Genomic DNA, 23,111 nt, shown 5'->3' with positions numbered 1-23,111 from the left:
AGGGGCGCGGCGCGTTCCGTACGCGCGCCAGCCTGATATCCGCCCCGCTCTGACCCCGGTTATTCGGACTTCCCCGGCAGTTCGATGATGCCGCCGTCGTGGCCGTCCATCACCACCACCGCATCGCCTGCCCAGTGCACTTCCGCCACCGGCACGCCGGACGCAGGGGTCTCGCCGACCTGCATGCCATTGGCTGAATACACCCRGACATAGCCGTTCACATAGTAGAGCTTGTCCGATCCCTGCCCAGGGGTGGACATTGTCGGGATCAGGTTCATCCAACTGAACAGTTTGTACTTCTGATAGTAGAACGCCTGGTTCGGGCTATATACCCTGGCCCCATGAGGCACGCCGTAGTACAGGTAAAGATACGATGGATAAGCCAGGGCGGCGACCGCCACGGCGAAGCAAACAAGGCGAATCCGTTTTTTCATTGTTTTCCAGGCTCGCTTCGAACCGTGCCTCCGAAAGGATAGCCAGGGTCGGGTGAAATGCGTTTGCGCCGGCGCGCGGCTCAGCTTCTTTTCGGCGCCGGACTGAAGAGATACGGCACCACCGCCAGCGCTACCACCACCGCCGCGGTGAGGAAAATCGCGGCGTAGGTCTTCGAGACCGGCCAGCGCTGCAGGTCGCCCATCCGGGCAATCATGCCGAACCCCCACGAGGTCAGCGCCGAGCCGAGGAAGACGAACGTGTTGAGCACGCCGAGACCTCTCCCGCGCGAAGACGGCGGAACCAGGCCACGCCCCTGCGCCATGACCAGCGGATGCAGCATGCCGATGGTCGACAGCAACGCCATCAGGCCCACGCCGGAAACCATGCCGCTCGCAGGCCAGATGGTCAGCAAGATCGCACCCGTCATCGCGAAACAGGACCATGCCGCGATGGTCGTCTTGAGCGAGCTGCGCCGCACCAGCACAGGCAGGAAGAATGCGGTCAGGAACCCGCTGACGCTGAGCAAGGCCAGCGCGACGCCACGGGCGCCGGAGTCGAGGCCATACACATTGGCCAGATAGGGCCCGCTCCACGCATTGCGGAACGCCGTGCCCGCCGACATGGCGACGCACATCGGGATGAGGGTCCACAAGGGCGCGATGGCCAGCAGCTTCGCGCTCTGCGAGAGCATGGGCCACAGCGGAACATGGCGGGCCTCGGCGTGCCCTTCGTCCCRGACGAAACGCCAGACGCCGTAGCAGGCGACAACCATGCAAAGCGCCGCGAAGGACATGGCAACACGCCAGCCGAGCAGGTGCATGGCCCACCCGAGCGGCGCCGTTGCGCACAGTGCGCCAATCATGCCCGTGGCGTTGGACTGGCTGACAACCCTGGTGTAGTTCCTTTCGGAGAGCTGCTCGGAAGCGAAATGCAGCAGCCCCATGAAGACCGGTGCGCAGGCCAGTCCAAGCCCCGCCTGGGCAAGCATGGCGACCGTGCCGTTGGGCGCGGCCGTAAACAGCAAGGAAGACACCGCGCCGACGGCAAGAAGAAGGGCCGTGGGCTTGCCCACGCCATATCGGTCGAAGGCGATCCCGACGGGAATCTGCGCGACCGCGAATGCCAGGAAGAAGCAGGAGGACAAGCTGCCGAAACCCGCGGCGGTCAAGCCAAAGTCATGCTGGAGTTCGGGCGCCATCACGGCCAGGCAGCTGCGATAGAACTGGCTTAGCGCAAAGGCGAAGGTCAGCAGGACAATACCGCGCCGGGCACGCCGGGCCGCCGTACCGGCGCCATGCAATGCACTCTCCTCAGGCAACGCGGAGGAGAACCGGCGATTGCGCCAGTAACTGACCGGATTTTTCAACTTGAAATCTCTTGACGAAAACCATCAACCTTTGGCGGGGCCGACTCTTGAAAGTGCCTGCGCGCCCTGCGTGCCCGAAGCTTGCATGGCGGGCCGCCGTTCAGGTTGAAAGAGCGATATTCTACGCGGCCTCCCGATCATCTGCCGCCGGCATTGGTGTTGGCGGCTTGCAAAACAGGGCCGGACAGGCGTCCGGCGACGCGGGAACGGGCTGACAAGATAAGCGGCCCGCCCGTGGAGACTATGCGCCAGCGGTAAACAGCGCCATCGCGGCGATGCCGGCAATGATCAGGATAGGAACCGCCCAATACTGCATGGGGATCCAGAACAGCGTATGGCGCTTGCGAAGCTCGACGGGTTCCTGGGTCTTGGGATCGACCAGGATGCGCCCGGGGCGGGAGTTGAGGCGGCGCCCGAGATAGAAGACGGCCACGGCGGACAACATCAGTGCAACGACAATCGTCGCCACGTTGGAAAGATTCAGCACCGAGCCCAGCAGGCTCATGACAAGCATGACGGCAAGCGGAACGATGACAACGAGAAAACCTAAACCTTGCCAAATCAACAACATTAAATGCTCCAGCTCAATGGATATAAGAATGAAATGCCCCGGTCGGGCGGCATTGCCGGTGAATTATATCGATGAGACGGATTGAGCACAAACCAGGATTCCGATGAAATTGGAGAAGGTGGATCCTTTGTCCACCCCCTTCCATACCCTTGCTTGCAAGCTTCGAACGAGGCCCGGCACGCGTTGATCCGGACCACCTTCCGCTTCAGAAGCCGACGTTATTGCGCCCCTTCAGTTTCAGCAGCGACCGCGCTTCTTCCGGCGTGGCGACCTCGAGCGACAGCGCCTCGATCACACTGCGCGCCCGCAGTACCTGCGCGGCATTGCTGTGCGCGAGCCTGCCGGGGCCATCCCACAGGGAATCCTCCAGCCCGACGCGCACATTGCCGCCGACCGACGCGGAAATCGCCGCCAGCGGCATCTGATGCCGTCCGGCGCCCAGCACCGACCAGACGTAGTCACTGCCGAACAGCCGGTCCGCGGTACGGCGCATGTGCATCAGGTCCTCCACATGCGCACCGATGCCGCCCCGCAGCCCGAACACGGACTGAATCAGCAGCGGTGGCGTCAGGAGCGCGCGATCGAGGAAGTGGGCCGCCGTGTAGAGGTGCCCGATGTCGTAGCACTCGATCTCGAACCGCGTCTGGTTTTCACTGCAGGACTGGAGAATGTATGCGATGTCCTTGAACGTGTTCCTGAAGATGCCGTCGTAGCTTCGCTCCAGGTAGGGACGCTCCCACTCGTGCCTGAGGTCCTTGAAGCGGTCCAGCAATTCGTACAGGCCGAAGTTCATCGTGCCCATATTGAGGGACGCGAGTTCCGGCCGCAACTGCGGCGCGGGCTGCAGCCGCTCCTCGACGCTCATCGTCGGCGCGCCGCCCGTGGTCAGGTTGATCACCACATCCGAAGCCGCCTTGATGGCCGGTGCGAACCGGCGAAATAGCGCCGGGTCCTGCGAAGGACGTCCATCGCCGGGATCGCGCGCGTGGAGGTGAACGATGGCGGCGCCGGCCTGCGCGGCGCCAATCGCGCTCGCTGCAATGTCCTCAGGCGTGACAGGCAGATGGGGCGACATGGATGGCGTGTGGATGGACCCGGTAATGGCGCAGGTGATGATGACTTTGTTCAAGATGCTTCCTCGTCGGGAAATGGGTTCGAGCGGGCCTTGTCCCGCCTGGCGAAGCCGGACTGCGCCTGCCGTTCCCGGACATGCCCATACCCGCGCACGCTGGCGGGCCAGGCCAGCAGTTCCCGCAAGCGCTCGGCGGGCCATTGCACCGCCACCTGTTCAATCGCGTCGAGGTCTTCTTCGTAGGCATCGCGCACGCGGCGATTCAGTACCGCCTCCGCGCCGCGTGCGAACGGGTCGAGCCAGCTGCCACGCAGGAAGCGCACGCCGGCCAGCATGCGGAACATGGGACGTATCCAGCCGCCAACGCGTGTCTTGCCGACCTTTCCGGTAAGTTTGTCCAGCTTGCCGAAGGGGCCGCCCGCCAGATGGAAGCCAATCTTGAACTCGCCTTCGAACGCATCGCGCAGGGACTGCAGGAACTCGGGCCTGGCATACAAGCGCGCCACCTCGAACTCGTCCTTGACCGCAAGCACGCGAAAGTACTGCGTCGCCACCTGACGGACCAGGGCCTCGGCGTCGCTGCGGCCTGCCAGCGTGCGCTGGACCGCCGCGATCCGCTTGCGGTAGCGATCGGCAAGCGCCGTGTTCTGATAGCCGACAAGTCGCCGGGCCCGGTCCTCGATCAGCCCGGCCAGCGATCCGCCCGCCGTCATCTGCATCCGGACCACCTGCACGGGCGCCAGCAGCCGCAGTACCGCCGCGTTGTCATGCGCGAGCCACCGGCCTAGCGCGAACGCCTTCTGGTTGGTGGCGGCCGCCACCCCGTTGAGTTCGATGGCCTTCTCCATCGCGGGCCGCCGCACCGGGATCGCGCCCTTCTGCCAGGCGTAGCCAAGCAAAAGCATGTTCGAGAGAATGGCATCGCCAAGGAGTTGCCGCGCCAGCGCCGCCACGTCGATAAATTCGGTTCGCCCGCCCAGTGCCGCGGTCAGCCGCTGCCTGAGACCTGTCTCATTGGCCGACCAGTCCGGCTGGCTGGTGAAGTCACTGGTGGGAACGATCTCGGTATTGACGAAGGCGCGCGCCAGCCCCGGACGCAACCGCGACAGGGCGTCGGCGCCGGCCGCGACGATCAGGTCGCATCCCAGCAGGACATCGGCTTCGCCGCTGCCRATGCGCGCGGCGTGCAGCAGTTCCGCGCTGGGGGCAATCCGGATATGCGACCCGACCGCACCGTACTTCTGGGATAGTCCGGTGATGTCCAGTGAACTGCCGGCCTTGCCATCCAGGTGCGCCGCCATGGTCAGCACGGCGCCAATGGTCACGACGCCGGTGCCGCCGATGCCCGCCACCAGGATCGACGCCGGTTCGAAATCGCCCGGGATGGCGGGGTCCGGCAGCACGGGAATCTTCAGTTCGCCTGGCGTGCCGCCCTTGGCTTCAGGCCGGCGCGGCTTTGCCCCGTCGAGCGTCACGAAGCTCGGGCAAAAGCCGCGCACGCACGACATGTCCTTGTTGCACGACGACTGGTTGATCTGCCGCTTGCGGCCCAGCGCCGTCTCCAGCGGCTCGATGGCCAGGCATCCGGACTGGTCGCCGCAATCGCCGCAGCCCTCGCAGACTTCGGGGTCGATATAGGTCCGCACCGGCGGGTCGGGCAGCTTGCCGCGCTTGCGCAGCCGCCGCGCCTCCGTGGCGCAGGCCTGGTCGTAGATGAGCACCGACAGCCCGGCGTATTCGCGCAGCTCGCGCTGCACGGCCTCCAGCGCCGCGCGGTCGTATACCGGCACGTCCAGCGCTGCGCGGCGGCGCTRGTCGTAAGCCGTCACGTCATCCGTGACCACGACGAGCTTCCTGATCCCCTCCGCGCGCAACTGGGCGACAGCCTTGTCGACGCTCAGCTCACCGTCGACCGGCTGGCCGCCCGTCATGGAGACAAAGCCGTTGAACAACAGCTTATAGGTCATCCGCAGATTGGCTGCCAGCGCCTGGCGGATCGCCAGATAGCCGGAATGGAAGTAAGTCCCGTCGCCCATGTTGGCGAAGACATGGGGCTCGTTCGTGAACGGCGCCTGCCCCATCCACATCATCCCCTCGCCACCCATGTGCGAGACGGTGTGCGTCTTCTTCGGGTCGTTCAGCATGGCAATGGTGTGGCAGCCGATGCCTGCCAGCGCCCTGCTGCCGTCCGGCAGCCTACCCCGCAAGCCGAAGTCGATGATGTCCTGGACGTTCGCCGGGTACAGCACCGGAATGCCTGCCGCGATCAGCGAGAAGTCAGACTGGTGCGCGGTGGTCGACGACTTCGCGCTATGGTCGTCGCCCGCCAGGACCAGCACGCCGCCGGCGGCACTGGTGCCGGCCAGGTTGCCGTGCTTCAGCGGATCGCCGCTGCGATCGACGCCCGGCCCCTTGCCGTACCAGATGCCAAACACGCCTTCCACCGTGGCGCCGGGAAAAGTGCCGACGTATTGCGTGCCCCAGATGGCAGTGGCGGCCAGGTCCTCGTTGACGCCGGGCTGGAAGCGCACGTTCATTGCCTGCAGCAACGGCTGGATGCGCCACAGCTCCATGTCGAGCCGCCCCAGCGGCGATCCGCGGTAGCCGGAGATAAAGCCCCCGGTATTCTTGCCCAGGCGCGCATCGATGCGGCGCTGGTCCAGCGCGATGCGCAGGATCGCCTGGTTGCCGGTGAGGAAGACCTTGCCGGCGAGTTGCTCGAAGCGGTCGTCCAGCCGGGGCGACGGCAACGCCGTTGGCTCCGTGCGCGCGTTCATGGCTGACCGCCTGTGAGTACCCGGTTACCGCTGGCACGCGGAATAAGACAAGCCGTCATCGAAACGAACTCCGTGATGAATGATTAAGGTATCGATGGCAATCAGAAGCGCTGCGAGTACTGCACGCCGATGCTCTGCTGCCGCGTCGACAGGGTTTCCCGGCCGGCTACCGTGGGATTGCCTGAAAGTTGTGTGGCAACGGCCGAACCCAGTGCCGAGCTGCCGGTGGTGGTGTAGCCGGGAGACAAGGAGTAGAAGACCGACCATTTGCTGTTCGGCCCGGTCGCATAGCCAAGTCCGAGCGTGTAGTGCCGGCGGAACGTGGCAGGCGAGGTGACGTTGCTGGCCGTGTCCTCATCCGCGTAGGCCGCACTGTTTAGTGAAACGCCCCCCGACACGTGCAAGGCGGGGGTCACCTGGTAGCGCACACCGAGCTTGAAGACATTCATGTCCTTCCACCCATTGCCCGGGCCGCCGCCGCTGCCGCGCAAGGCGGTGCCGTCGAAGGGGCGATTGCCGAGCCCGGACGTTCCCGAATAGTTGATGCGCTGGTAGTCGAAGAGAAAGGACAGGTCGGGCGTGGGCGACCACTGCATGCCGGCCAGCATGTTCTCCGGAATATCCAGGCGGCCCTGGTCCGCCAGCAAGCCCTCATATTCCGTGAGCCGTCCCATCCGGATACGGGGCGAGTACGCCGCGCCGAAGCTGAGCGTATCGCTGGCACGCCAGTAGGAACCGATGCGCATCCCCACGCCGAACGAGGACGCCGTGCCCTGGTTGGTCAGGTGGTCCGGCGCCGCCGATTGCGGGGCCAGCGCCTGCAAACCCTCGGCACTGAACAACTGGGCCGCGATCAATAGCGAGAAGCCGACCGAGACCGTATCGGAAACCCGTGCGGATACCGTTGGCGCTATCGTCAACTGCTGGATGGTGGTGGTGGCCCTGCCGTTGCCGCATAGCACATTGCCACGGTAGGTGGCGCCGGGCGCCGCCGGCGGCGGTGCGAGGCAGGTTGTGGCGCTGCCCGTGAAGTAGGTGCCCGCGCCATTGCTATAGCCGACGAGGCTCAGCGACAGGTCGGGACCGATCATCTTGCTGACCGCCATGTCGGCAAGCGGCACCCAGCGGTTCGCGCTATCCGCGCGGGTGTCGAGCACGCCGGTCAATGGCGGCGGCAGGCCCGCCGAGCGGCTCATGCTGGTCCGGCCGTTGGTGGCGATCAGGTTGCCGTCGAAGCGGTTGCCGGCCCATACCGTGGTAGCGGGATTGCTGGCGCCACCAAACGCATCGCGCGTCGATGCGGCGGCGGCACCGGCCACGCCGCGCGCTTCGGCGCCGTAGCCAATCTGGAAGTAGCCGTTGTCGGCAAGCGCAAGCGCGGGGCACAGTGCTGCCGCGGACGTGACGATCCACTGTTTCGAATTCACTGCTGTCTCCATTGTCATTGTTATGGCCGCGGGAATGTCTCTGCCTCCTCGCGGGGGGGCTTGATGCGATCAGTGGCCGGTGATCAGATTGGTCAGGACGCCAAGTCCGGCGATTTCAACCTCGACCCGATCGCCGTCGTGCAGGAAGCGCCACTGCTCGATGCCRGCGCAGTTCGGCACGCATCCGGTGGCGAGCAGCTCGCCACCGTGCAGGGTCTCGTTGGACGATGCATAGCTGACGATGCGGTCGATGCGATGGGTCATCCCCGAGGTGCTGCCTTTGCCGCGCACCTCACCGTTGACGCGCACGATGACGTCGAGCGCATGCGGGTCGCCGATCTCATCCGCGGTGACGACCCAGGCGCCGAGACTGTTGCTGCCATCGAAGTCCTTGCCCTTGGCCGGGCCCGCGCTGGGCCGGGCGCGCATCTCCTTCATCAGCTGCGCGCGTTCGGAGAAGTCGTTGAAGATCACGTAGCCGAACACGTGCGACATCGCCGCCGCGCTGTCGATGTTCTTGCCCGGACGCCCGACGATGACCCCAAGCTCGGCCTCGTAGTCCAGCCTGGTGCCCGGCGCGGGCCGGCGCACCCTGTCCCCGTGACCGGAAAGATTGAGGCGCGCGCCTTTGTAGTACATGGGCGTCTCAAAGAAGGCCTTCGGGACTTTGCCCGCGCCCAGCATGCGCATCAGCAAACCTGTCAGCGGGCTGACGCCATGCGCCATGACCTGCCGGAATGCATTGCTGAGATGCTGCTCGTACACGCTGAAGCAACGGATCTGCGGGGGACGGTAAGGAACCTGGAGCCGGACCTCCCCCAGCGCATGGACCCCCGGCGCGCGGCCCGCCCCGGCGCCTTCCGCCGCCAGTTTCCGAATGGCCGGCAGCGTCTCATCCTGATGCTCGATCAGCGCCAGCAGGGAAGCGAAGCGCGCGTCCCCTGAAAAGGAAGCGGTCACGTCCAGCACGCGGCCGCCCGAAAGCGAGAGCCCCACATGGCTCGCCACGTCCGCCGAGGAAAACGTACACAGTCTCACGGCCTTGACTCCCTCAGCGCAACGTCAGGAACTGGCGGCTGGTCACCTCGCCGGGCCGCATCAGCAGGCTGTCGGGTTCGCCCGCCTTGTAGCGTTCGAGCAAATGCTCCGGATCGAACTCGACGCCGATCGAGTTTTCGGCGAAGGCGCCCGAGCGGAACCAGGCCTGCAGGTCTTCCGGCGCCGCGAAGTTGTCAACCTGGAGTTCAGCCTGTATGCCGTCGGGGTCGCGGTAGTACAGCGACGTGGTCGGCCCATGGTTGATGCACCATTCCGGCTTGAGGGCGTGCGCCTTCAGGCGTTCATAGGTGTGAAGCAGGTCGCCGAGCGAGCCGAAGGTGAATGCCACATGGTCCAGGCCCGTACTCTCGCGCCGCTTGGGCTCGAAATTCGCGGCGTTGATCAGCGCCAGGCGATGGTGCTCTTCGTCGTAGGACAGGAAGCAAAGCAAGGCATTGCGGAACATCACGCGCGCGCCCAGCACGATGCTCCACCAATGGATCGCCTCGTCAAAGCGCCGCGTGGTGAGCACGATATGGGCGAGCTTCGCCGGGGGACGCGCGTCCGGGTCCGGGCAGGGGATAGGAAACTGGTCCATGATGTCGCTCATTGCCTCTCCTTCGTGAGGTGTGCCGCGCTTGCGGCGCTGGTGGTGATGGTGGTGATGGTGGTGACGGACTGGGAAACCAGGCGGGTGACAACGTCCCGCAACGCCGCCCGGGGATCGGCGCACTGACGCCGGCTGCGCCAGGCCACGATGCCGTCGCCGCGCAGCAGCACGGCGCCGGACTCGTCGATCTCCAGCGCCGCGGCGAATGCCGACGGGTTGATGCGAAACTGCGCGGCGTCGCCGCTGCCGACAAGCGGACACGCCACCTCGATGCCCCAGTCGGAATGCAGTTGCGACAGGGCCGCCTGCCAGCGCACGCGCTCCTTTTCGTTGACCAGCAGCGTCATCGGTGCGCGCCGCGCCAGGTCCCGCGTCGAGAGTGACTCGCCATCGCGTTCGCTCCAGAGATGGGGAACCAGCGAGCCGGGACTTGTGCTCGGCCAGTATTCGGCGCCGGCATGGGGAGACTGAGGGTGCGGATGCGGCTCGCGGCAGACGAATCCGACCGAATGCGCGTAGCCGAGATCGGTGCCCAGCGTCACGAACACTTCGCGCTGCTTGTCGATCGCCCTTCGCACTTTTTCCCGGGCCTCGGCGCCGCCGGGCTCCGCGGCCGCCAGATGGCCCAGCGGCTTCAGGCCGGCGCCCGTCACGGTACGGAACAGCCCTCGTGCCGCGCGCCTGGGCAGCATGCGCACCCACGCGGACCGGGAAAGCGCGGACAACGTCTTGAAGCCCGCAGGCTCCACGCCAGCCGCACGCAACACCGCGTCGGACAGTTCGCTCAGTTGCAGCGTGCGGCGCGCATGGGCATCCGCGCTCGCGGTCCGCTCGGCGGCATAACTGGACAACAGCCCTTGCGCGAGGTCGCCGCGGACGAAGCCGCCCAGCAGGATCTGCAGCCGCCACGCCAGGCTCGCCGCATCCTCGATGCCATGGTTCATGCCAAAGCCCCCGATGGCGGAGAATCCGGCGGCAGCGTCGCCTAACAGCATTACCCGGCCCACCCGGCAGGTCTCGGCGCGCCGCAGCGCCATGGCCCATGGCCGGACCGACTGGACCTTGACGTCGATGCTGTCATCGCCGATCGCCGCCCGCACCAGCGCCCGCGCCCGCGCGGCCGGCATCTCGCCAGCCGGCTCGATCTCCGGCAGCACCGCCGTCGACAGGACCCAGTCCTCGTCGTCGGCGGTGTGGGCCGTAAGCGTGCCCACCACCCGGGGGTTGAGGATCCAGTACAGCGGGCTTGGCCGCGACGTGTTCAGCCTGTCCAGCCGCGCACGGAAATGGATCTGCGCGACCGCCTGCAACGGCGTCTCGGCCGACCGCACCCCGAGCAGGCGCCGCACGGTGCTCTGCGCGCCGTCCGCACCCGCGACGAAGCGCGCGGTGCGCCGCACGCGCCGGCCGCTGCGCAGTTCGCGCAGCGTCAACACGCATCCGTCATCGTCTTGCGACAGCGCCTCCAGCTCGTATCCCGCCAGGAACTCGATCCGCTCGCTGCCCGCAACGCGCTGCCGCAAGATCGGATCGGTCACGTTCTGGGACAGGTGCAGCGGGCGGCAAGGCCCGCTGCCCAGCAGGCGCGCGGTATGCACCGGGTCGTTGCCGATCGGCACGCAGCGCCCGAGATCCACCCCCGCCAGCGACGTGCACCACGTGATGTAGCGAAGCTTGAGCGGCGCCGAACTGATCTCGCGCAGCGCCTCGGCAAGTTCGGCATCGATGGAGCGGATCACCTCCATCGCGCGGGCAGACCAGACGTGTCCGCGCGGATGCGTATCCGCATTCGGCTGGCGCTCGATCAGCACGCTGCGGATGCCGCGGCTGGCGAGGAGCAGGGCCAGCACGGAGCCTGCCGTGCCGGCGCCGACGATTGCAACGGGGGTGGGATGCCCACCCTGGCCGAGCGGCGCGGCTTCGGGATCGTGTGTCACAGGTAAACCTTCGCGAGAGTGTTGATGAGTGCCTGCGCGGCGGGGCGCGGCGACAGCCGGGAGCCTTGGCCCGGACCGGACGCGCTTACGAGACAGGCGCGACAGGCCGTGCGCCGGATGGCAGCGGTTCGCGTGACGGGACGGGGACTTGAAGCACCCGGCAAAGGGCGCCGAGCACGTCCTCCAACCGCGCGTCCGTCGCCGCCGCATGCCGCCAGGCGATGTGCCCATCGGGGCGCACCAGGATGGCGGCGTCGGGCAGCCCAAGGTTCCATGCGGATAGTTGCGGCCTGTCGGCGTGATGCGTGACGGCGTCGAGGTCCACGCCGTGCACGGCTACGCCGCCAAGCTGCTGGCTCGCTGACTCGGCAAGTCCGGCGCACGCCTTGCCATGGCGCCCAAAGCCGGCGAGCAGGAAGTGCCCATGGCCAACCAGATCGTGCGAAGTGGCGGGCGACCCCGGCACGCCTTGCAGCCGGAAATGCGGCAGCCGCGCGCCCGGCGTGAGCGACTGCGCCACTTCGAGTACGGGATTTGACGCCATCGGGGCCGCCGCGCCGCCACCGCAGACCGCCGCGCTCCGGTACACGTAGCCCAGGTCCAGGCCGAGCGTGTTGAAATGCTCCATCTGCGCCTCGGCGGCCAATTGCACGTTTCGCCGGATGCCCGCGAACCCGGGCGTAGCCGCCCGTTGCACTTTCCGGGTCCGCGAGTCGATCGGTGCGACCAGCAGGCGCTTCACGGCGGAGCGCAGCGCGGCGGGCAGCGCGCGGGCCGGCGCGCTGGCGCGCAGCCGCGCCAGCGTCGGCAGCTTGTCCTCATCAAGGCCCAATGCCGCGGTGACCTGCCGCATCTTGCGGTGGTTTGCCACGCTGACGCGGCTGTTCGTCTCGGCGACAGGCTTGCGCTCGTCGCCATAGGTATCGAGCAGCCCCGGGCCCGCCCACCCCTTCATCACGCAGGCCAGCTTCCACGCCAGGTTGTGCGCGTCGGCGGCGCCCGTGTTCAGCCCGAGCCCGCCGGTGGGCGGGAAGCGGTGCGCGGCATCGCCCACAAGGAAGGTGCGCCCCTGGCTGTATGGCGCGGCAATGTGAGCCTGCATCGTCCAGTTCGACAGCGACGTGATGCGCAACGGCAAATGGCGGTCGCCGAGCGCTGCCCGGAGAATGCGCTCGCAGCGGTCCGGCGGAAAGTCGGCCGGCGATTCGTACTGCGGAAAGTACGGTGTCATGAAAACCGAGTAGCGCGCCGCATCGTGCACGATGAAGGTGCCGGGCGCCGCGGCCGACAGGACCCAGAAGAGGATCGACGGACTGTCCTTGACCAGATGCCGGATATCCGCCTCGAAATTGATGGTGATGAGATGCGCCAGGTTGGTCTCCCCGACCATGGGCAACCCCAGGCTGCGGCGTACCGGGCTGCCGGCACCGTCGGCCGCGATCAGCCAGTCGCTGCGCACCCGGTACGTCTCGCCGGTCGCGACATCCTTCACCGACGAAACGGCGCCGTGCCCGCTGTGCTCCGCGCCCTGCCAGGCATGGCCGAAGCGCGTCTGGCAGCGAACGCGGCGCGACACCTGGGCAAACAGCAGGCGCTCAAGATGATGCTGGGGAATATTCGCCGTGCGCTTGCTGCTGGCGGCCTCCATGCTGGCGAGGTAGCCGGCGCTGCCGATATCGATGCGGGCCAGGTCCCCTTCGGCAAGGTTTTGCCGCCATGTCACGAAGCGCGCTTCGGCGGCATGGGTCGTGATACCCGCCAGTGCCTCGTCGGTGACGCCGATACCGGCCAGGATCTCCTGCGTCCGGGTGTTGATGACATGCGCCTGCGGCGCGAGATGCAGGTCATCGCGCTGCTCGACCAGCAGCGACTCGATGCCCTGGTCCGCCAGCAGCGCCGCCATCAGCATGCCGACCGGGCCAGCACCTACGATCAATACCGGAACATCCAACTCGCGCATCCCTGCCTCCCAATGTTGCTGGCCGCCTCACGGCCGCCTTGGGACGTGAATTTATACAAGTATAAGTCAAGATCACACTGGTACTTATACTTATATCAGTGAGACTTCGATGAGGACGCGAAGGGAGAGCCCGGCGAAGCTGCCACCCAGGCAGATGCCAGGGGGCAAGCCCCAGGCATGTGGGAGAATGCCGGGATCGTTACCGTGAGCGAAACGCGTCCTGAGCCACCATGCCCCCTGTCGATAGCCGGCACACCAAGACTCCCGCCCGAAAGCGCGCCACCGAAGCATCCGCCGCCACGACACCCGCCTCCCCCGCGGTCGAGGTATCGGGGCGACAGCGTCTGATCGAAGCCGCCGAGAGCGAGTTCACGCAAAAAGGATTCGACGGCGCCTCGGTCCTGTCCATCGCCAACCGCGCGGGCGTGAAGCAACCGCTGCTGAACTACCACTTTGGCAGCAAGGAAGGGCTCTGGCGCGCGGTAGTGGAGAATGCGTACGCGGGATCCCTTGCCGCATCCAGGCAAGCGGCGGATGCGCTCGATCGCTCGGATCCGCTCGCCCGCTTGCAAGCCGCGCTAAGGGCCTTCGCGGTGAGCAATATCCTGCATCCGGCAGCGCACTCCCTTGTCCTCATGGAAGTCGCGCAGGACGGTCCACGACTGGACTGGCTGGTGGACAACTACATGAAGCCGTTTCATGAGAAGCTCGATGCGCTGATTGCGGAGTGCCATGCGGCGGAATTGCTGAAGCCCTACCCGGCTGAGCATGCCAGCGTCATGATGACCGCCATGCTGACGGCGGTGCAATCGGCTACCCATCTGCTGAAGCGGCTTTATGGCGTGGGGCCCATGACGCCCGCGCAGGCGGACCAGCATGCGGAACAGGTCATCGATGTGCTGATGAATGGCATGGCAGCACACCGGCCAGGCAGACGGCGTACGGCAAAGCCCGGCTAGTTCCGCGACCGCGCCGCGTCTACCGGACGGCAACGCTCCCGGCCACGCGCCGCGCCAGCTCGTCGGCCCGCTCGCCGGCAAAAGGCCTGGCGCGCGCCGTCATGCTCATATCGCAGTTGCCGGCCCTGGCAGCGCCATCCATCACCTGGCTAACCGCGCCCGCCAGCTCCGGACTGGCCTCGGCGCCACGGCCCAACCGCCACGACAACAAGTCCGCCACCGCCATGCCGCAGCGCCGCGGGTCGCGATACAGCGCGCCGTCGTGTGCAAGCAGCATCTTCACCTTGGCTTGCTGGCCCATCATCATCATGGTCACCAGCGGCAAGGCATCGGGCTGGTCCACCCCTGCGATACGCACGCCCGCATCGGTGCGGTCGGTCTGGTCGGCACCTGCCTTCAGCCATGCCAGGTACAGGTCGTCCGGCAGCCACGGCAAGCTCAGCGGCGCGATGCCGTTGTTCTTCATGCCTTGCGCGCTGTCCAGGTACTTCAGGCTGACGCCGGCGGCAACCATCCGCTCGCCCACGGCACGCGCGCTGGCCCGCAGTCCGTCCCAGGCAGGACTCTCCTTGCTGGCGGCCGCGCGCAACTCCAGTTCGCTCCACGTACGCAACAGCGCCGACATGGGCTCGCTGGTGAGCGGCGCCGCCGGCTTGCGCGAAGCCTGCGCCAGCCGGTCGACCAGCGCCGGCTGCAGGTAGCGCGCGGACAGGCTCAGCGCTTCGTCCATGCCGTTGCGCGCCACCCCGGTCTTGACGCCGTAGCCGCCCACCGAAGCATCCGCGCCATGATCGAGCGCAAAGGCCACGCGTTCCGGCACGGCAAGGGCCGCGCCCGGCTTCAACTCGGCGTACGACGCGCGCAGCGCCTCCAGCAAGGGCGTTTCCCACTGGGGGCTAGCGCCGTAATACATGCGGATGTACGCCGCGTTGATGTCGGCGCCCCTGGCCAGCAACTGTTCGGCGAACCAGCGGGTACGGTAGTTGGAGATGGCTGCGTGCAGCACGCTGCGACCCTGCTTGTCGCGCGCGTTCGGGTTGGCGCCGTGGGACAGCAGGTACTCCAGCGTGTCGCGATCGTCGCCGTAGTAGGACGTACGCGTGATCAGCAAGGGCGTGCCGTTGTGGTCGGGCGCCTCCACCGAGGCGCCCGCCGCCAGCAGCATGTCGGCGATGGCGTAGCGCTGCGCCGGGGGACGCGTATCGCGCCCGACCGGCATGGCGCCGGCCAGCATGGCCCGGCCCGTGCCCGGCCCGTCCGCCTTGGCGCCGGCTGCCAGCAAGGTGCGGACGATCTCCGCCTGCTTGTGGTACACCGCCGAGCCCAGCGCCGACACGCCATATTCGTTGACCCCGTCCGGATCCTGGCCACGCGCAAGCTGCGCGCGCACCGCTTCCAGGTCGCCCGCCTTGATCGCCGCGAAAATCTCCAGCCGCGGCCGGCACGTGGCCGGCGTCAACGCCGGCTCGCCCAGCGCGGCGCCGATGCGGGCTGCCACGTTAGACGGGATGGCCGTATTCGACGCCATCCGCAGGGTGCAGTACTGGCGGTAGTCCTCGCGCGCCAGCGCCAGGTAATAGTCGCGCCTTTGCGGCTCGCGTTCGCGTCCGCTTTGCTGCCAGCGGGCATCCGCGCGGTTCAGGTAGGCGGCGGTACGTGACGGGTCCCGGCGCAGCACCTCGCCCAGGATCAGGTCGGCCTGGGCCGCGTCGCCTGTCTCGGCCAGCCAGAATGCATAGTCGTTCAAGGCGAGCAGCGTGCCGGCGCTTTCGCCCCCGGGATCGATCTCGCGGTAGTCGTGCTCCATGACGAAGGTACGCAGCTGCGCCAGCGCGCGGCCGAATTCCGCCGTCTTCGCGCGGGGTATGGCACGCGCCGCCTGGTGCAGCGCGCGGAAGGCCGCCAGCGTATCGGCGGGCGCCTGCTGCACGAAGCGCACATCGGGCGGCACGGCCGCAAGCCGGCTCGGATAGCTCACCAGGGCGCCGCGCAAGGTCGCCATGGCCTGGGCCTGTCGTGCCGCGTCCCAGGGCCGCGTGCTCGTCACCGTGGCCGTGCCGGCATCGGCGCGCACCGTGGCGGCCTCGCCCGTGGCGTCGACAAGGTAGCCGTTCACCTGCTTGCCATCGGATTCGCTGTAGGCATAGGCCACCCAGTAGAAAACCTGTTCGCCCCTGGGCTGGGCCACCGTCACCCTCTCCTCGCGCGACGCACGCCATGCGTCCGGATCGATCACCAGCGCCGGCGAGCGGAACGCCAGCGCGTATGTCCCGCCTTCGCGCAGGTAGCGATAGAAAAACAAGCGGTTCTCGACCTGCCCGACCAGCAGCGCATCGCGCGCGTTCTCGGTGCCCCACACGCGCCGCTCCGGCGCGTTCAGGGGATACCGGCCCAGGCGCATGGCGTCGATGACTTCGCCGATATCGTAGGCCAGCGCGGCAGGCGGCATGCCGGCGGTGCAGGCGAACGCCAGTGCCACGGCGCCGAGCACGCGGGAAAGCCGGGCAACGCGGCGGCCTTGTCGGGAACAAATGATGGGGGGAGTACGGAACATCCTGACTGGACAAAGTGACGAGCGAGGCAGATGATACCCGGCCCGCGCGTCACCGCCAGGGCTATTTGCTCCGTGTGGCCGCGGTCTGGCCGGCCGGCCGGGCCGCGTCCTTTTGCATGAACACGCTGAGGGGGTCGTCGGCGTAGGTTCCGAACGGCCCGCACCGGACGTAACCCGCCCGGCCGTACAGGGCGAGTGCCTCGGGCTGGCTCACGCCGGTCTCCAGCACGAAGCGCGGGCAGTCCCTGGCGATAGCTTCGCCTTCGAGCCGGGTCAGCAGGGCCAGCGCAATGCCGCCGCCGCGATGTTCCGGGCGCACGTACATGCGCTTGATTTCCCCGAACTCCGGCTGCAAGACGATCGCGCCGCAACCGACGGCAACGCCCTGCCCGTCCCGCACCACGGCAAACAGCACGTTGGGTTGCGACAGCGCCTCGATATCGATGCCGTGATGGCTCTCCGGCGGATATAGGGGCTTCTGGTACGCGTCGAGTTCGTCGATAAGCCGGATCACCTCTGCTTGCGTCGGGCTTTCAAGCGCAATGTTCATGCTGGATTTCGAAAGTTGATATGGCTGTCAGCTACCCGGCGGCACCCGGCCGGTCAGCACCGGCGCCATGGCGGCGCATCAAATTCTATCCGAGGCGCACAGCCTGCATGACGGCGCCGGGGAATCCCGCGAAGGGGCGCGCGCCTTCATGGAGAAGCACAAACCCGACTTCCCTGGCCCGCGTTCGGCGTAGCCACGGCTTCCGCGCGCCCTGCCCGGCTACGGCGGGGTCGGGGAGTCGGCGGTAGACATATTCGTCAATCAAGCGTCATGTTCGATGCGCGAATGACTTCTCCCCACCTTTCCCGCTCGCCAGCCACAAAGGCGGAAAACGTTGCCGGTGACTGCCCGCCCGGAATCCCACCCATTTGCCGCAGCTGTGACAGGAGGTCGGGATCGCGCATGGCTGCCGCGAGGTGGTGTTCCAGCTGGCTGACGACGGCGGGAGGCGTTTTTGCAGCGACGAAGATGCCAATCCATGCCGTCGAGACGAAATTGGCAAATCCGGCCTGCTCCATGGTCGGCACATCGGGCAGGCTCGGCACGCGCTGCGCCGCGGCCACCGCTAGTGCGCGCAGCTTGCCGGAGCGGATATATGGCAGCGCCTGCGTCAGATTGTCGAACTGGAACGTCGTTTCCCCCGCAAGCAAGGCGGTCGTGGCAGGCGTGGAGCCTTTGTATGGCACGTGAATGGCATCCGTGCCGGTGCGTATCTTGAAGAGTTCGCCCACCAGGTGGCTGGTCTGGCCGATGCCCGCGGAGCCGAAGGACAGCTTGCCGGGGTGTTGCTTCATCTGGGCGACAAGATCAGCCACGCTCTTGACCGGCGACTGGGCATTGACCACCAGGACATTGGGAAAGGCAATGACATCGGTAATCGGCGTCAAATCCGATGGTTGGTACGTGAGGCGCTTGTAGGCGCTGTAGTTGATGGCTTGCGGGCCAACGTTGCCGGCCAGGAGGATATAGCCGTCGGCCGGCGCACGCAAGGCGGCTTGCGTACCGATGATGCCGCCACTGCCGGGTCGGTTGTCGACGACGATGGGCTGGCCCAGGCGTGCACCGAGCTTTGATGCCAGCAGGCGGATGGGAATGTCGATCGTACCGCCAGGCGCACCCGGTACGACGATCGTGACCGGTCGTGTCGGCCAGGCGGTCTCGGACTGCGCACCCGCGACAGCGGAAAACGCCAGCGCCACAAGGCCGCAGGCGAAGGACACTACCGGACGTCCCGATGGACAGAGTGCTCTCATACTGTTTGTCTCCTGGATGTACTGCTTCGGATTCTCCGACCGATCCATGTCAGGGCACGGGTGCCGCATCCGCGGCCTCGGCGAAGCGGCCAAGGTGCATGGCGGCATTGCCGAGCAGCAGCTCATTGCCGATGAGCCGTTTGCTGTAATGGCTGACCGGCGTCTCGTGTTGCAGTCCGACAGCGCCATGCAGCTGCAAGACATCAAACGCGATAGCGCGACCAGCCATGCCGGACAGGTACTTGGCCGCGCTGACCCGGCGCCTGCGTTCGCCGGGGAGCGCGGCATGCCAGCCGATCAATGCCCGCCGCACCAGATGACGTGCACCGCTCCAGGCGCGATAGTGATCGACCACGCGATGCTGCAAGACTTGCTGTTCCGCCAGGGTGCGTCCGAACTGCTTGCGTGTGCGCAGGTACTCGACGGTGATGCCCAGCACGCGCCGCATGGCACCGACGCTTTCAGCGCACAGGGCGATGGTGGCCAGTGCCATGGCATGCTCCATTGCCGCCAACGCGTCGTCCCCCCGGCCGATCAAGGCGCCGGCCGCCAGCGCAAGGCCGTCCAGCCGCACGTCAGCCGCGCCGCGCGCGTCGTGGAGCTGATAAGCGCGTACCACGACACCACCGGCTTCCGCCGGCACGTCGAATACCCCAAGACTGCCGTCTTCCAGCTTCGCGGCGACGATGAAGTGGTGCGCCTGGGCGCCACCCATTACCAGTGGATTGAGACCATCGAGCTGCCAGCCTCCACCAACCCGCCGCGCGGTGATCGTCGGGCGCAGCGCCCGCCCCGCGACGGGCTCATCGCCGCAGGCCACCGCGCAACGCGCATCGCCACTGGCCAGCGCCGCCAGCCGCGCATCGCGCGTGGTGCTGGCCGGCAGCGCGAGAAGGGCCTGGACCCCGAGTACCGCGCTCCACGGAAGAGGTTCCAGCACGAGCGCTTCCCCCAGTGCTTCCATTAGAGGCAACAGGTCTTCCATGGACCGGCCCAGGCCGCCAAACGCTTCCGGCATTGCCAGGTTGGTCAAGCCCAGACCGATGAGACCTGCCCAGGCCTCATTGTCGAAGCCGCCCTGCATGCCGATGATCTTCTGCCGGCGCTCGAAGCTGTAGTGGCCATCCAGCCAGCGGCGCACGGTATCGGCCATCATGGCCTGCTCTTCGCCGAGATGATCGTTGCGCGGCCGGTCGAGCTCGGTCTGCCCGGCAAATATTGCCTTTGCAACGATCTGGCGCTGGATCTCCGAGGAACCGCCCGCCAGCGAGCTGCCACGATAGCGCCACATATGCAGAGTCGTGTTGCCTGCGTGGGCCGAGGGCTCCTGCCCGGCTTGCGGCCGGCCTTCCAACGCTTCAGGATCGAACGGCATGGAGGCGGCACCATGCGCATCCATGCGGAACAGATGAAGATCCTGCAGCAACTGAATGCCTTCGAGTTTCAGCAGGGACGCTTCGAGGTCGGGACTGCCCCCGTCCGCTGCCTGCCGCACGGCCGGCCACCACGCCGCATCGAGCGCGCGCAGGCGAATGTCCAACGCGGCGTGGCGGCGCGCGACCAGGGCATGCTCAATGGCGTGCTCCATGTTCCCAGGCTGGCCTTCCTCATTGCGCCGCGCCCGGACCAGTTCCGCGGCGCGGGCCAACTCCGCCTTGCACTCAGCCACCCGAGCCACGAACAGGCGTTCGATCACCAGCAGTCCCTTGGCGATGGCCCATCCGCCGTCCGCTTTGCCGACCAGGTTGGCTTCAGGCACCCTCACATCGTCAAAGAACATCTGGACGTGGAACAACGCGCCGTTGATATAGCGGATCGGCCGTACCGTCACGCCGGGTGAGCGCAAGTCGATCAGCAGCACGGAGATGCCATCCTGCTTGCGCAACGCGGTCGGATCGGTGCGTACCAGCACCAGGGCCCAGTTGGCCCAATGCCCCAGGCTTTGCCAGATCTTGGAGCCATTCACGATCCATGCGTCGCCATCGCGGCGTGCCGTGGTGCGCAGCGCGGCCAGGTCCGAGCCGGCGTCGGGCTCCGAATAGCCCTGTGCCCAGAAATCGTCAAAGGAGAGCATCCCGGGCAGGAATCGGCGGCATTGCTCCTGTGTGCCGTGGCGGATCAAGGTTGGGCCGATGGTATCGATGCCGAGGTTTTCGATATATGGCGCATCGCTGGCCGCCAGCTCCTCCCGGAAGATGGCCTGTTGCACCAGCGACCATCCCGGCCCGCCGTGCCCGGCCGGCCAACCCGGCGCCGCCCAGCCGCGCGCATGCAGAATGCGATGCCATCGGGCCGCCTGCTCCCGGGTGACAAGGCAATGGGCGCGCGTCGCAGCGCGGATATCGGGCGGCACCGCGTCCCGCAGGAAGGCGCGGATTTCCTTGCGGAATGCCTCGTCAGTGCGTTGAACCGATCCGGTGTCTGACAGGTGCGACATCTTCTGTTCCTTCATGGAGGTTCGATTCGGGCAACAGGGTCCGCGTGGCGCTTATCGGCGATTGCCGAATGCCGATTGCCGATTGCCGGATATCAGGTTTGCCAGCGGGGCTTGCGCTTTTCCACGAACGCCGCGAGGCCCTCTCTTGCATCTTCGGTCGCGATGACGTTGCCAAACGACTCGACAGCGGTAGCCACGCCGCGACGGTAGTCGGAGTCGTTCGCACGCATGAATGCCAGCCGCCCCATCCGCATGATCTCCGGCGACTTCCGGCACAGGACCTGCGCCAGTGCGCGCGCCTCTTCCATGACGTCCTGCTCGGGAACCACGCGGCTGACCAGCCCCAATGACATGGCTTCCTCTGCGTCAAAGGTGCGCCCCGTGAACAGCAGGTCAAAGGCGCGGTGCCGGCCAACGATGCGAGGCAGATGTGTGTAGTGAATGGCCGGCGTCAGCCCGACATCGATTTCCGGATAGCCGAAGGAAGCCGTATCGGCGGCGACAATCATGTCGCAGTGAATGGCCAATGTCATGCCACCGCCGCGCGCGGTGCCGCCAACCGCTGCAATGGACGGCTTGCCAAGGCGGAATTGCGCATCGCACAAGCCGTTGTACAGCTTGTCGACCAGCGCGTAGCTGCGTGCTGGCGAAGCGCCAACCAATTCGCCCAGCTGCAGCCCGGCGCAGAATCGCCGTGGCACCGCGCTGCCAAGGATCACCGCGCGTACCGCGCTGTCTTCGGCCGCGCGGTACAGCGCCTGCAGCAAGGCGTCAATCATCTCTTCATTCAGCGCGTTGACGGGTGGGCTGTCGAGCAGGATTTCCGCGACGCGGTCGCGAACCTCATAGGAAACGGAAGACATGGCAGTCACTGGTCCGTAAGTGGCAAAGCTGTGGGCCCGAGGCTGGCTTCGGGGGCGTTGGCGGCAGCGACCACGCCGCTGGCCTTGAGTTCGGCAATGGTGCCGGGTCCATAGCCAGCCTGGCGCAACACCTCATCGGTGTGCTCGCCGAGCAGGGGGGGCGGACGGTTTGCCTTGCGGTCTTCACCGCGAAAGCGGACTGGCAGGCCGATGTTGCGGATCTTGCCGAGCACCGGGTGCTCGGACTCGACAATCAGGCCGCGCGCATCCAGCTGCGGATGCGCCAGCGCCTCACCCAGCGTATGAATCGGGGCACAAGCCACGCCGGCTTTGCGCAGCGCATCCAGCCAGTACGCAACCGGCTGCGTGACGATTCGCGCCTGCACCATGGCCACGGTTTCGTCGAAGTGCGCGACGCGTGCCGCGTTGGTGGCAAACCGGGGTGCGTCGACGGCGTCATGCAGCCCGGCAACCGCGCAGAAACGCCGCCACTGGGCATCGTTGCCGACGCCGATCATGACCGGCCCGTCGGCGGCCTCGAACACCTGATAGGGCGCCATGGCTGGATGCGCTGTTCCCATGGGCCGTGGCAGCTTCCCGCTGCACCAGTAGTTCTGCGCCAGATAGCCCATGAACCCCATGGCCGTGTCCAGCAACGACACCTCCAGCAGCATGCCCTTGCCGGTCTTCTGGCGCTCGAGCAGCGCGGCCAGGATGCCGCTCAGAGCGTGCATGCCGGTACCCAGGTCCACTGGCGAGAAGCTCGCGCGCGCGAGCTTGCCGCCGGATTCGCCCATGGTGCTGACCATTCCGCTGAACGCTTGCAGCATCACATCGTAGCCAGGCTCCTTGCCTAACGGCCCCGCACGCCCGTAGCCTGAGATTTCGCAGTAGATCAGCGCCGGGTTCCGCGCCGACAGCGTCTCGTAGWCCACGCCCAGCCGGGCGGCGGCTCCGCTGCCGAAGCCCTGCAGCACGATGTCGGCGCGGGCCGCCAGCGTTTGCACGATCTGCCTGCCCTCCCCGGTCTTCAGGTCAACCGCCAGGCTGCGCTTGTTGTGGTTGACGGCCAGGAAGGTGGCAGACTCGCCGCGGTCCTGTGGCAACCACGCGCGCGTGTCATCACCGCGGCCCACCGGCTCGACCTTGATGACTTCGGCACCCAGCTCTCCCAGGTATTGGCCGCACAGCGGGCCGGCGAGCACCTTGCTCAGGTCCAGTACGCGAATTCCCTGTAGTCCAGTCATGTGTATCCATCCGGAGCGGTTCGATGCCGGCACCGTACCGCGCGCGGCATGGTGC

17 protein-coding genes are annotated in these 23,111 nt (G+C 66.8%); 1 reads left to right on the top strand and 16 read right to left on the bottom strand.

The window, feature by feature from the left end; all coding sequences use genetic code 11:
* Positions 1 to 59: 59 nt before the first annotated feature.
* From AC1DKD_RS02495 to AC1DKD_RS02450, 10 genes are all read right to left on the bottom strand, one after another.
* The gene (locus AC1DKD_RS02495) at positions 60 to 434 is read right to left on the bottom strand and encodes a hypothetical protein (protein ID WP_477142891.1); all 375 of its coding nucleotides are present in this window, start codon (positions 432 to 434) and stop codon (positions 60 to 62) included.
* Between the two features lie 80 nt (positions 435 to 514).
* Positions 515 to 1,753 (bottom strand): MFS transporter, encoded by a 1,239-nt coding sequence (locus tag AC1DKD_RS02490; protein WP_477142898.1) that lies wholly within the window; start codon positions 1,751 to 1,753, stop codon positions 515 to 517.
* Between the two features lie 289 nt (positions 1,754 to 2,042).
* A complete protein-coding gene (locus AC1DKD_RS02485; RefSeq protein WP_441628360.1) occupies positions 2,043 to 2,372 on the bottom strand; it encodes a hypothetical protein in 330 nt (109 codons plus the stop codon).
* 205 nt (positions 2,373 to 2,577) lie between these two features.
* Positions 2,578 to 3,501 (bottom strand): 3,5-dioxohexanoate:acetyl-CoA acetone transferase, encoded by a 924-nt coding sequence (kce, locus tag AC1DKD_RS02480; protein WP_441628358.1) that lies wholly within the window; start codon positions 3,499 to 3,501, stop codon positions 2,578 to 2,580.
* Positions 3,498 to 6,221 (bottom strand): indolepyruvate ferredoxin oxidoreductase family protein, encoded by a 2,724-nt coding sequence (locus AC1DKD_RS02475; protein WP_477142890.1) that lies wholly within the window; start codon positions 6,219 to 6,221, stop codon positions 3,498 to 3,500. The genes kce and AC1DKD_RS02475 overlap by 4 nt, the downstream gene beginning before the upstream one ends.
* Positions 6,222 to 6,322: 101 nt before the next feature.
* Positions 6,323 to 7,648 (bottom strand): OmpP1/FadL family transporter, encoded by a 1,326-nt coding sequence (locus AC1DKD_RS02470; RefSeq protein ID WP_441628354.1) that lies wholly within the window; start codon positions 7,646 to 7,648, stop codon positions 6,323 to 6,325.
* 69 nt (positions 7,649 to 7,717) lie between these two features.
* Entirely contained in the window at positions 7,718 to 8,686 is a 969-nt protein-coding gene (locus AC1DKD_RS02465) for a fumarylacetoacetate hydrolase family protein (RefSeq protein WP_441628352.1), read from the bottom strand.
* Positions 8,687 to 8,699: 13 nt separating this feature from the next.
* A complete protein-coding gene (locus tag AC1DKD_RS02460) occupies positions 8,700 to 9,296 on the bottom strand; it encodes a VOC family protein (RefSeq protein WP_045240902.1) in 597 nt (198 codons plus the stop codon).
* Positions 9,293 to 11,233, bottom strand: coding sequence for an FAD-dependent monooxygenase (locus tag AC1DKD_RS02455; RefSeq protein ID WP_441628350.1), 1,941 nt, complete (start codon positions 11,231 to 11,233; stop codon positions 9,293 to 9,295). The genes AC1DKD_RS02460 and AC1DKD_RS02455 overlap by 4 nt, the downstream gene beginning before the upstream one ends.
* An 85-nt stretch (positions 11,234 to 11,318) precedes the next feature.
* Positions 11,319 to 13,193 carry an FAD-dependent monooxygenase gene (locus AC1DKD_RS02450; RefSeq protein ID WP_441628348.1) on the bottom strand — a complete coding sequence of 625 codons (1,875 nt, stop codon included), beginning with the start codon at positions 13,191 to 13,193 and terminating at the stop codon, positions 11,319 to 11,321.
* 230 nt (positions 13,194 to 13,423) lie between these two features.
* Here AC1DKD_RS02450 and AC1DKD_RS02445 point away from each other — a divergent pair, with 230 nt between their 5' ends.
* Positions 13,424 to 14,152 (top strand): TetR/AcrR family transcriptional regulator, encoded by a 729-nt coding sequence (locus tag AC1DKD_RS02445; protein ID WP_441628346.1) that lies wholly within the window; start codon positions 13,424 to 13,426, stop codon positions 14,150 to 14,152.
* A 19-nt stretch (positions 14,153 to 14,171) separates the two neighbouring features.
* Here AC1DKD_RS02445 and AC1DKD_RS02440 read toward each other — a convergent pair whose 3' ends face one another.
* The 6 genes from AC1DKD_RS02440 to AC1DKD_RS02415 all read right to left on the bottom strand — a co-directional run bounded on the left by AC1DKD_RS02440 (position 14,172) and on the right by AC1DKD_RS02415 (position 23,056).
* Entirely contained in the window at positions 14,172 to 16,706 is a 2,535-nt protein-coding gene (locus AC1DKD_RS02440; RefSeq protein WP_441628344.1) for an ankyrin repeat domain-containing protein, read from the bottom strand.
* Between the two features lie 61 nt (positions 16,707 to 16,767).
* Positions 16,768 to 17,256, bottom strand: coding sequence for a GNAT family N-acetyltransferase (locus AC1DKD_RS02435; protein ID WP_441628342.1), 489 nt, complete (start codon positions 17,254 to 17,256; stop codon positions 16,768 to 16,770).
* A 257-nt stretch (positions 17,257 to 17,513) separates the two neighbouring features.
* On the bottom strand, positions 17,514 to 18,509 hold the full coding sequence (locus AC1DKD_RS02430; RefSeq protein ID WP_441628340.1) for a Bug family tripartite tricarboxylate transporter substrate binding protein: 996 nt from the start codon (positions 18,507 to 18,509) through the stop codon (positions 17,514 to 17,516).
* Between the two features lie 49 nt (positions 18,510 to 18,558).
* Positions 18,559 to 20,946 carry an acyl-CoA dehydrogenase family protein gene (locus tag AC1DKD_RS02425; RefSeq protein WP_441628338.1) on the bottom strand — a complete coding sequence of 796 codons (2,388 nt, stop codon included), beginning with the start codon at positions 20,944 to 20,946 and terminating at the stop codon, positions 18,559 to 18,561.
* A 92-nt stretch (positions 20,947 to 21,038) separates the two neighbouring features.
* On the bottom strand, positions 21,039 to 21,809 hold the full coding sequence (locus AC1DKD_RS02420; RefSeq protein ID WP_441628336.1) for an enoyl-CoA hydratase/isomerase family protein: 771 nt from the start codon (positions 21,807 to 21,809) through the stop codon (positions 21,039 to 21,041).
* A 5-nt stretch (positions 21,810 to 21,814) separates the two neighbouring features.
* The gene (locus AC1DKD_RS02415) at positions 21,815 to 23,056 is read right to left on the bottom strand and encodes a CaiB/BaiF CoA transferase family protein (RefSeq protein WP_477142889.1); all 1,242 of its coding nucleotides are present in this window, start codon (positions 23,054 to 23,056) and stop codon (positions 21,815 to 21,817) included.
* Between the last annotated feature and the right edge of the window lie 55 nt (positions 23,057 to 23,111).

This window comes from Cupriavidus sp. 05T313 (assembly GCF_056396665.1).
This window is presented reverse-complemented; position numbering and strand designations above follow the sequence as displayed.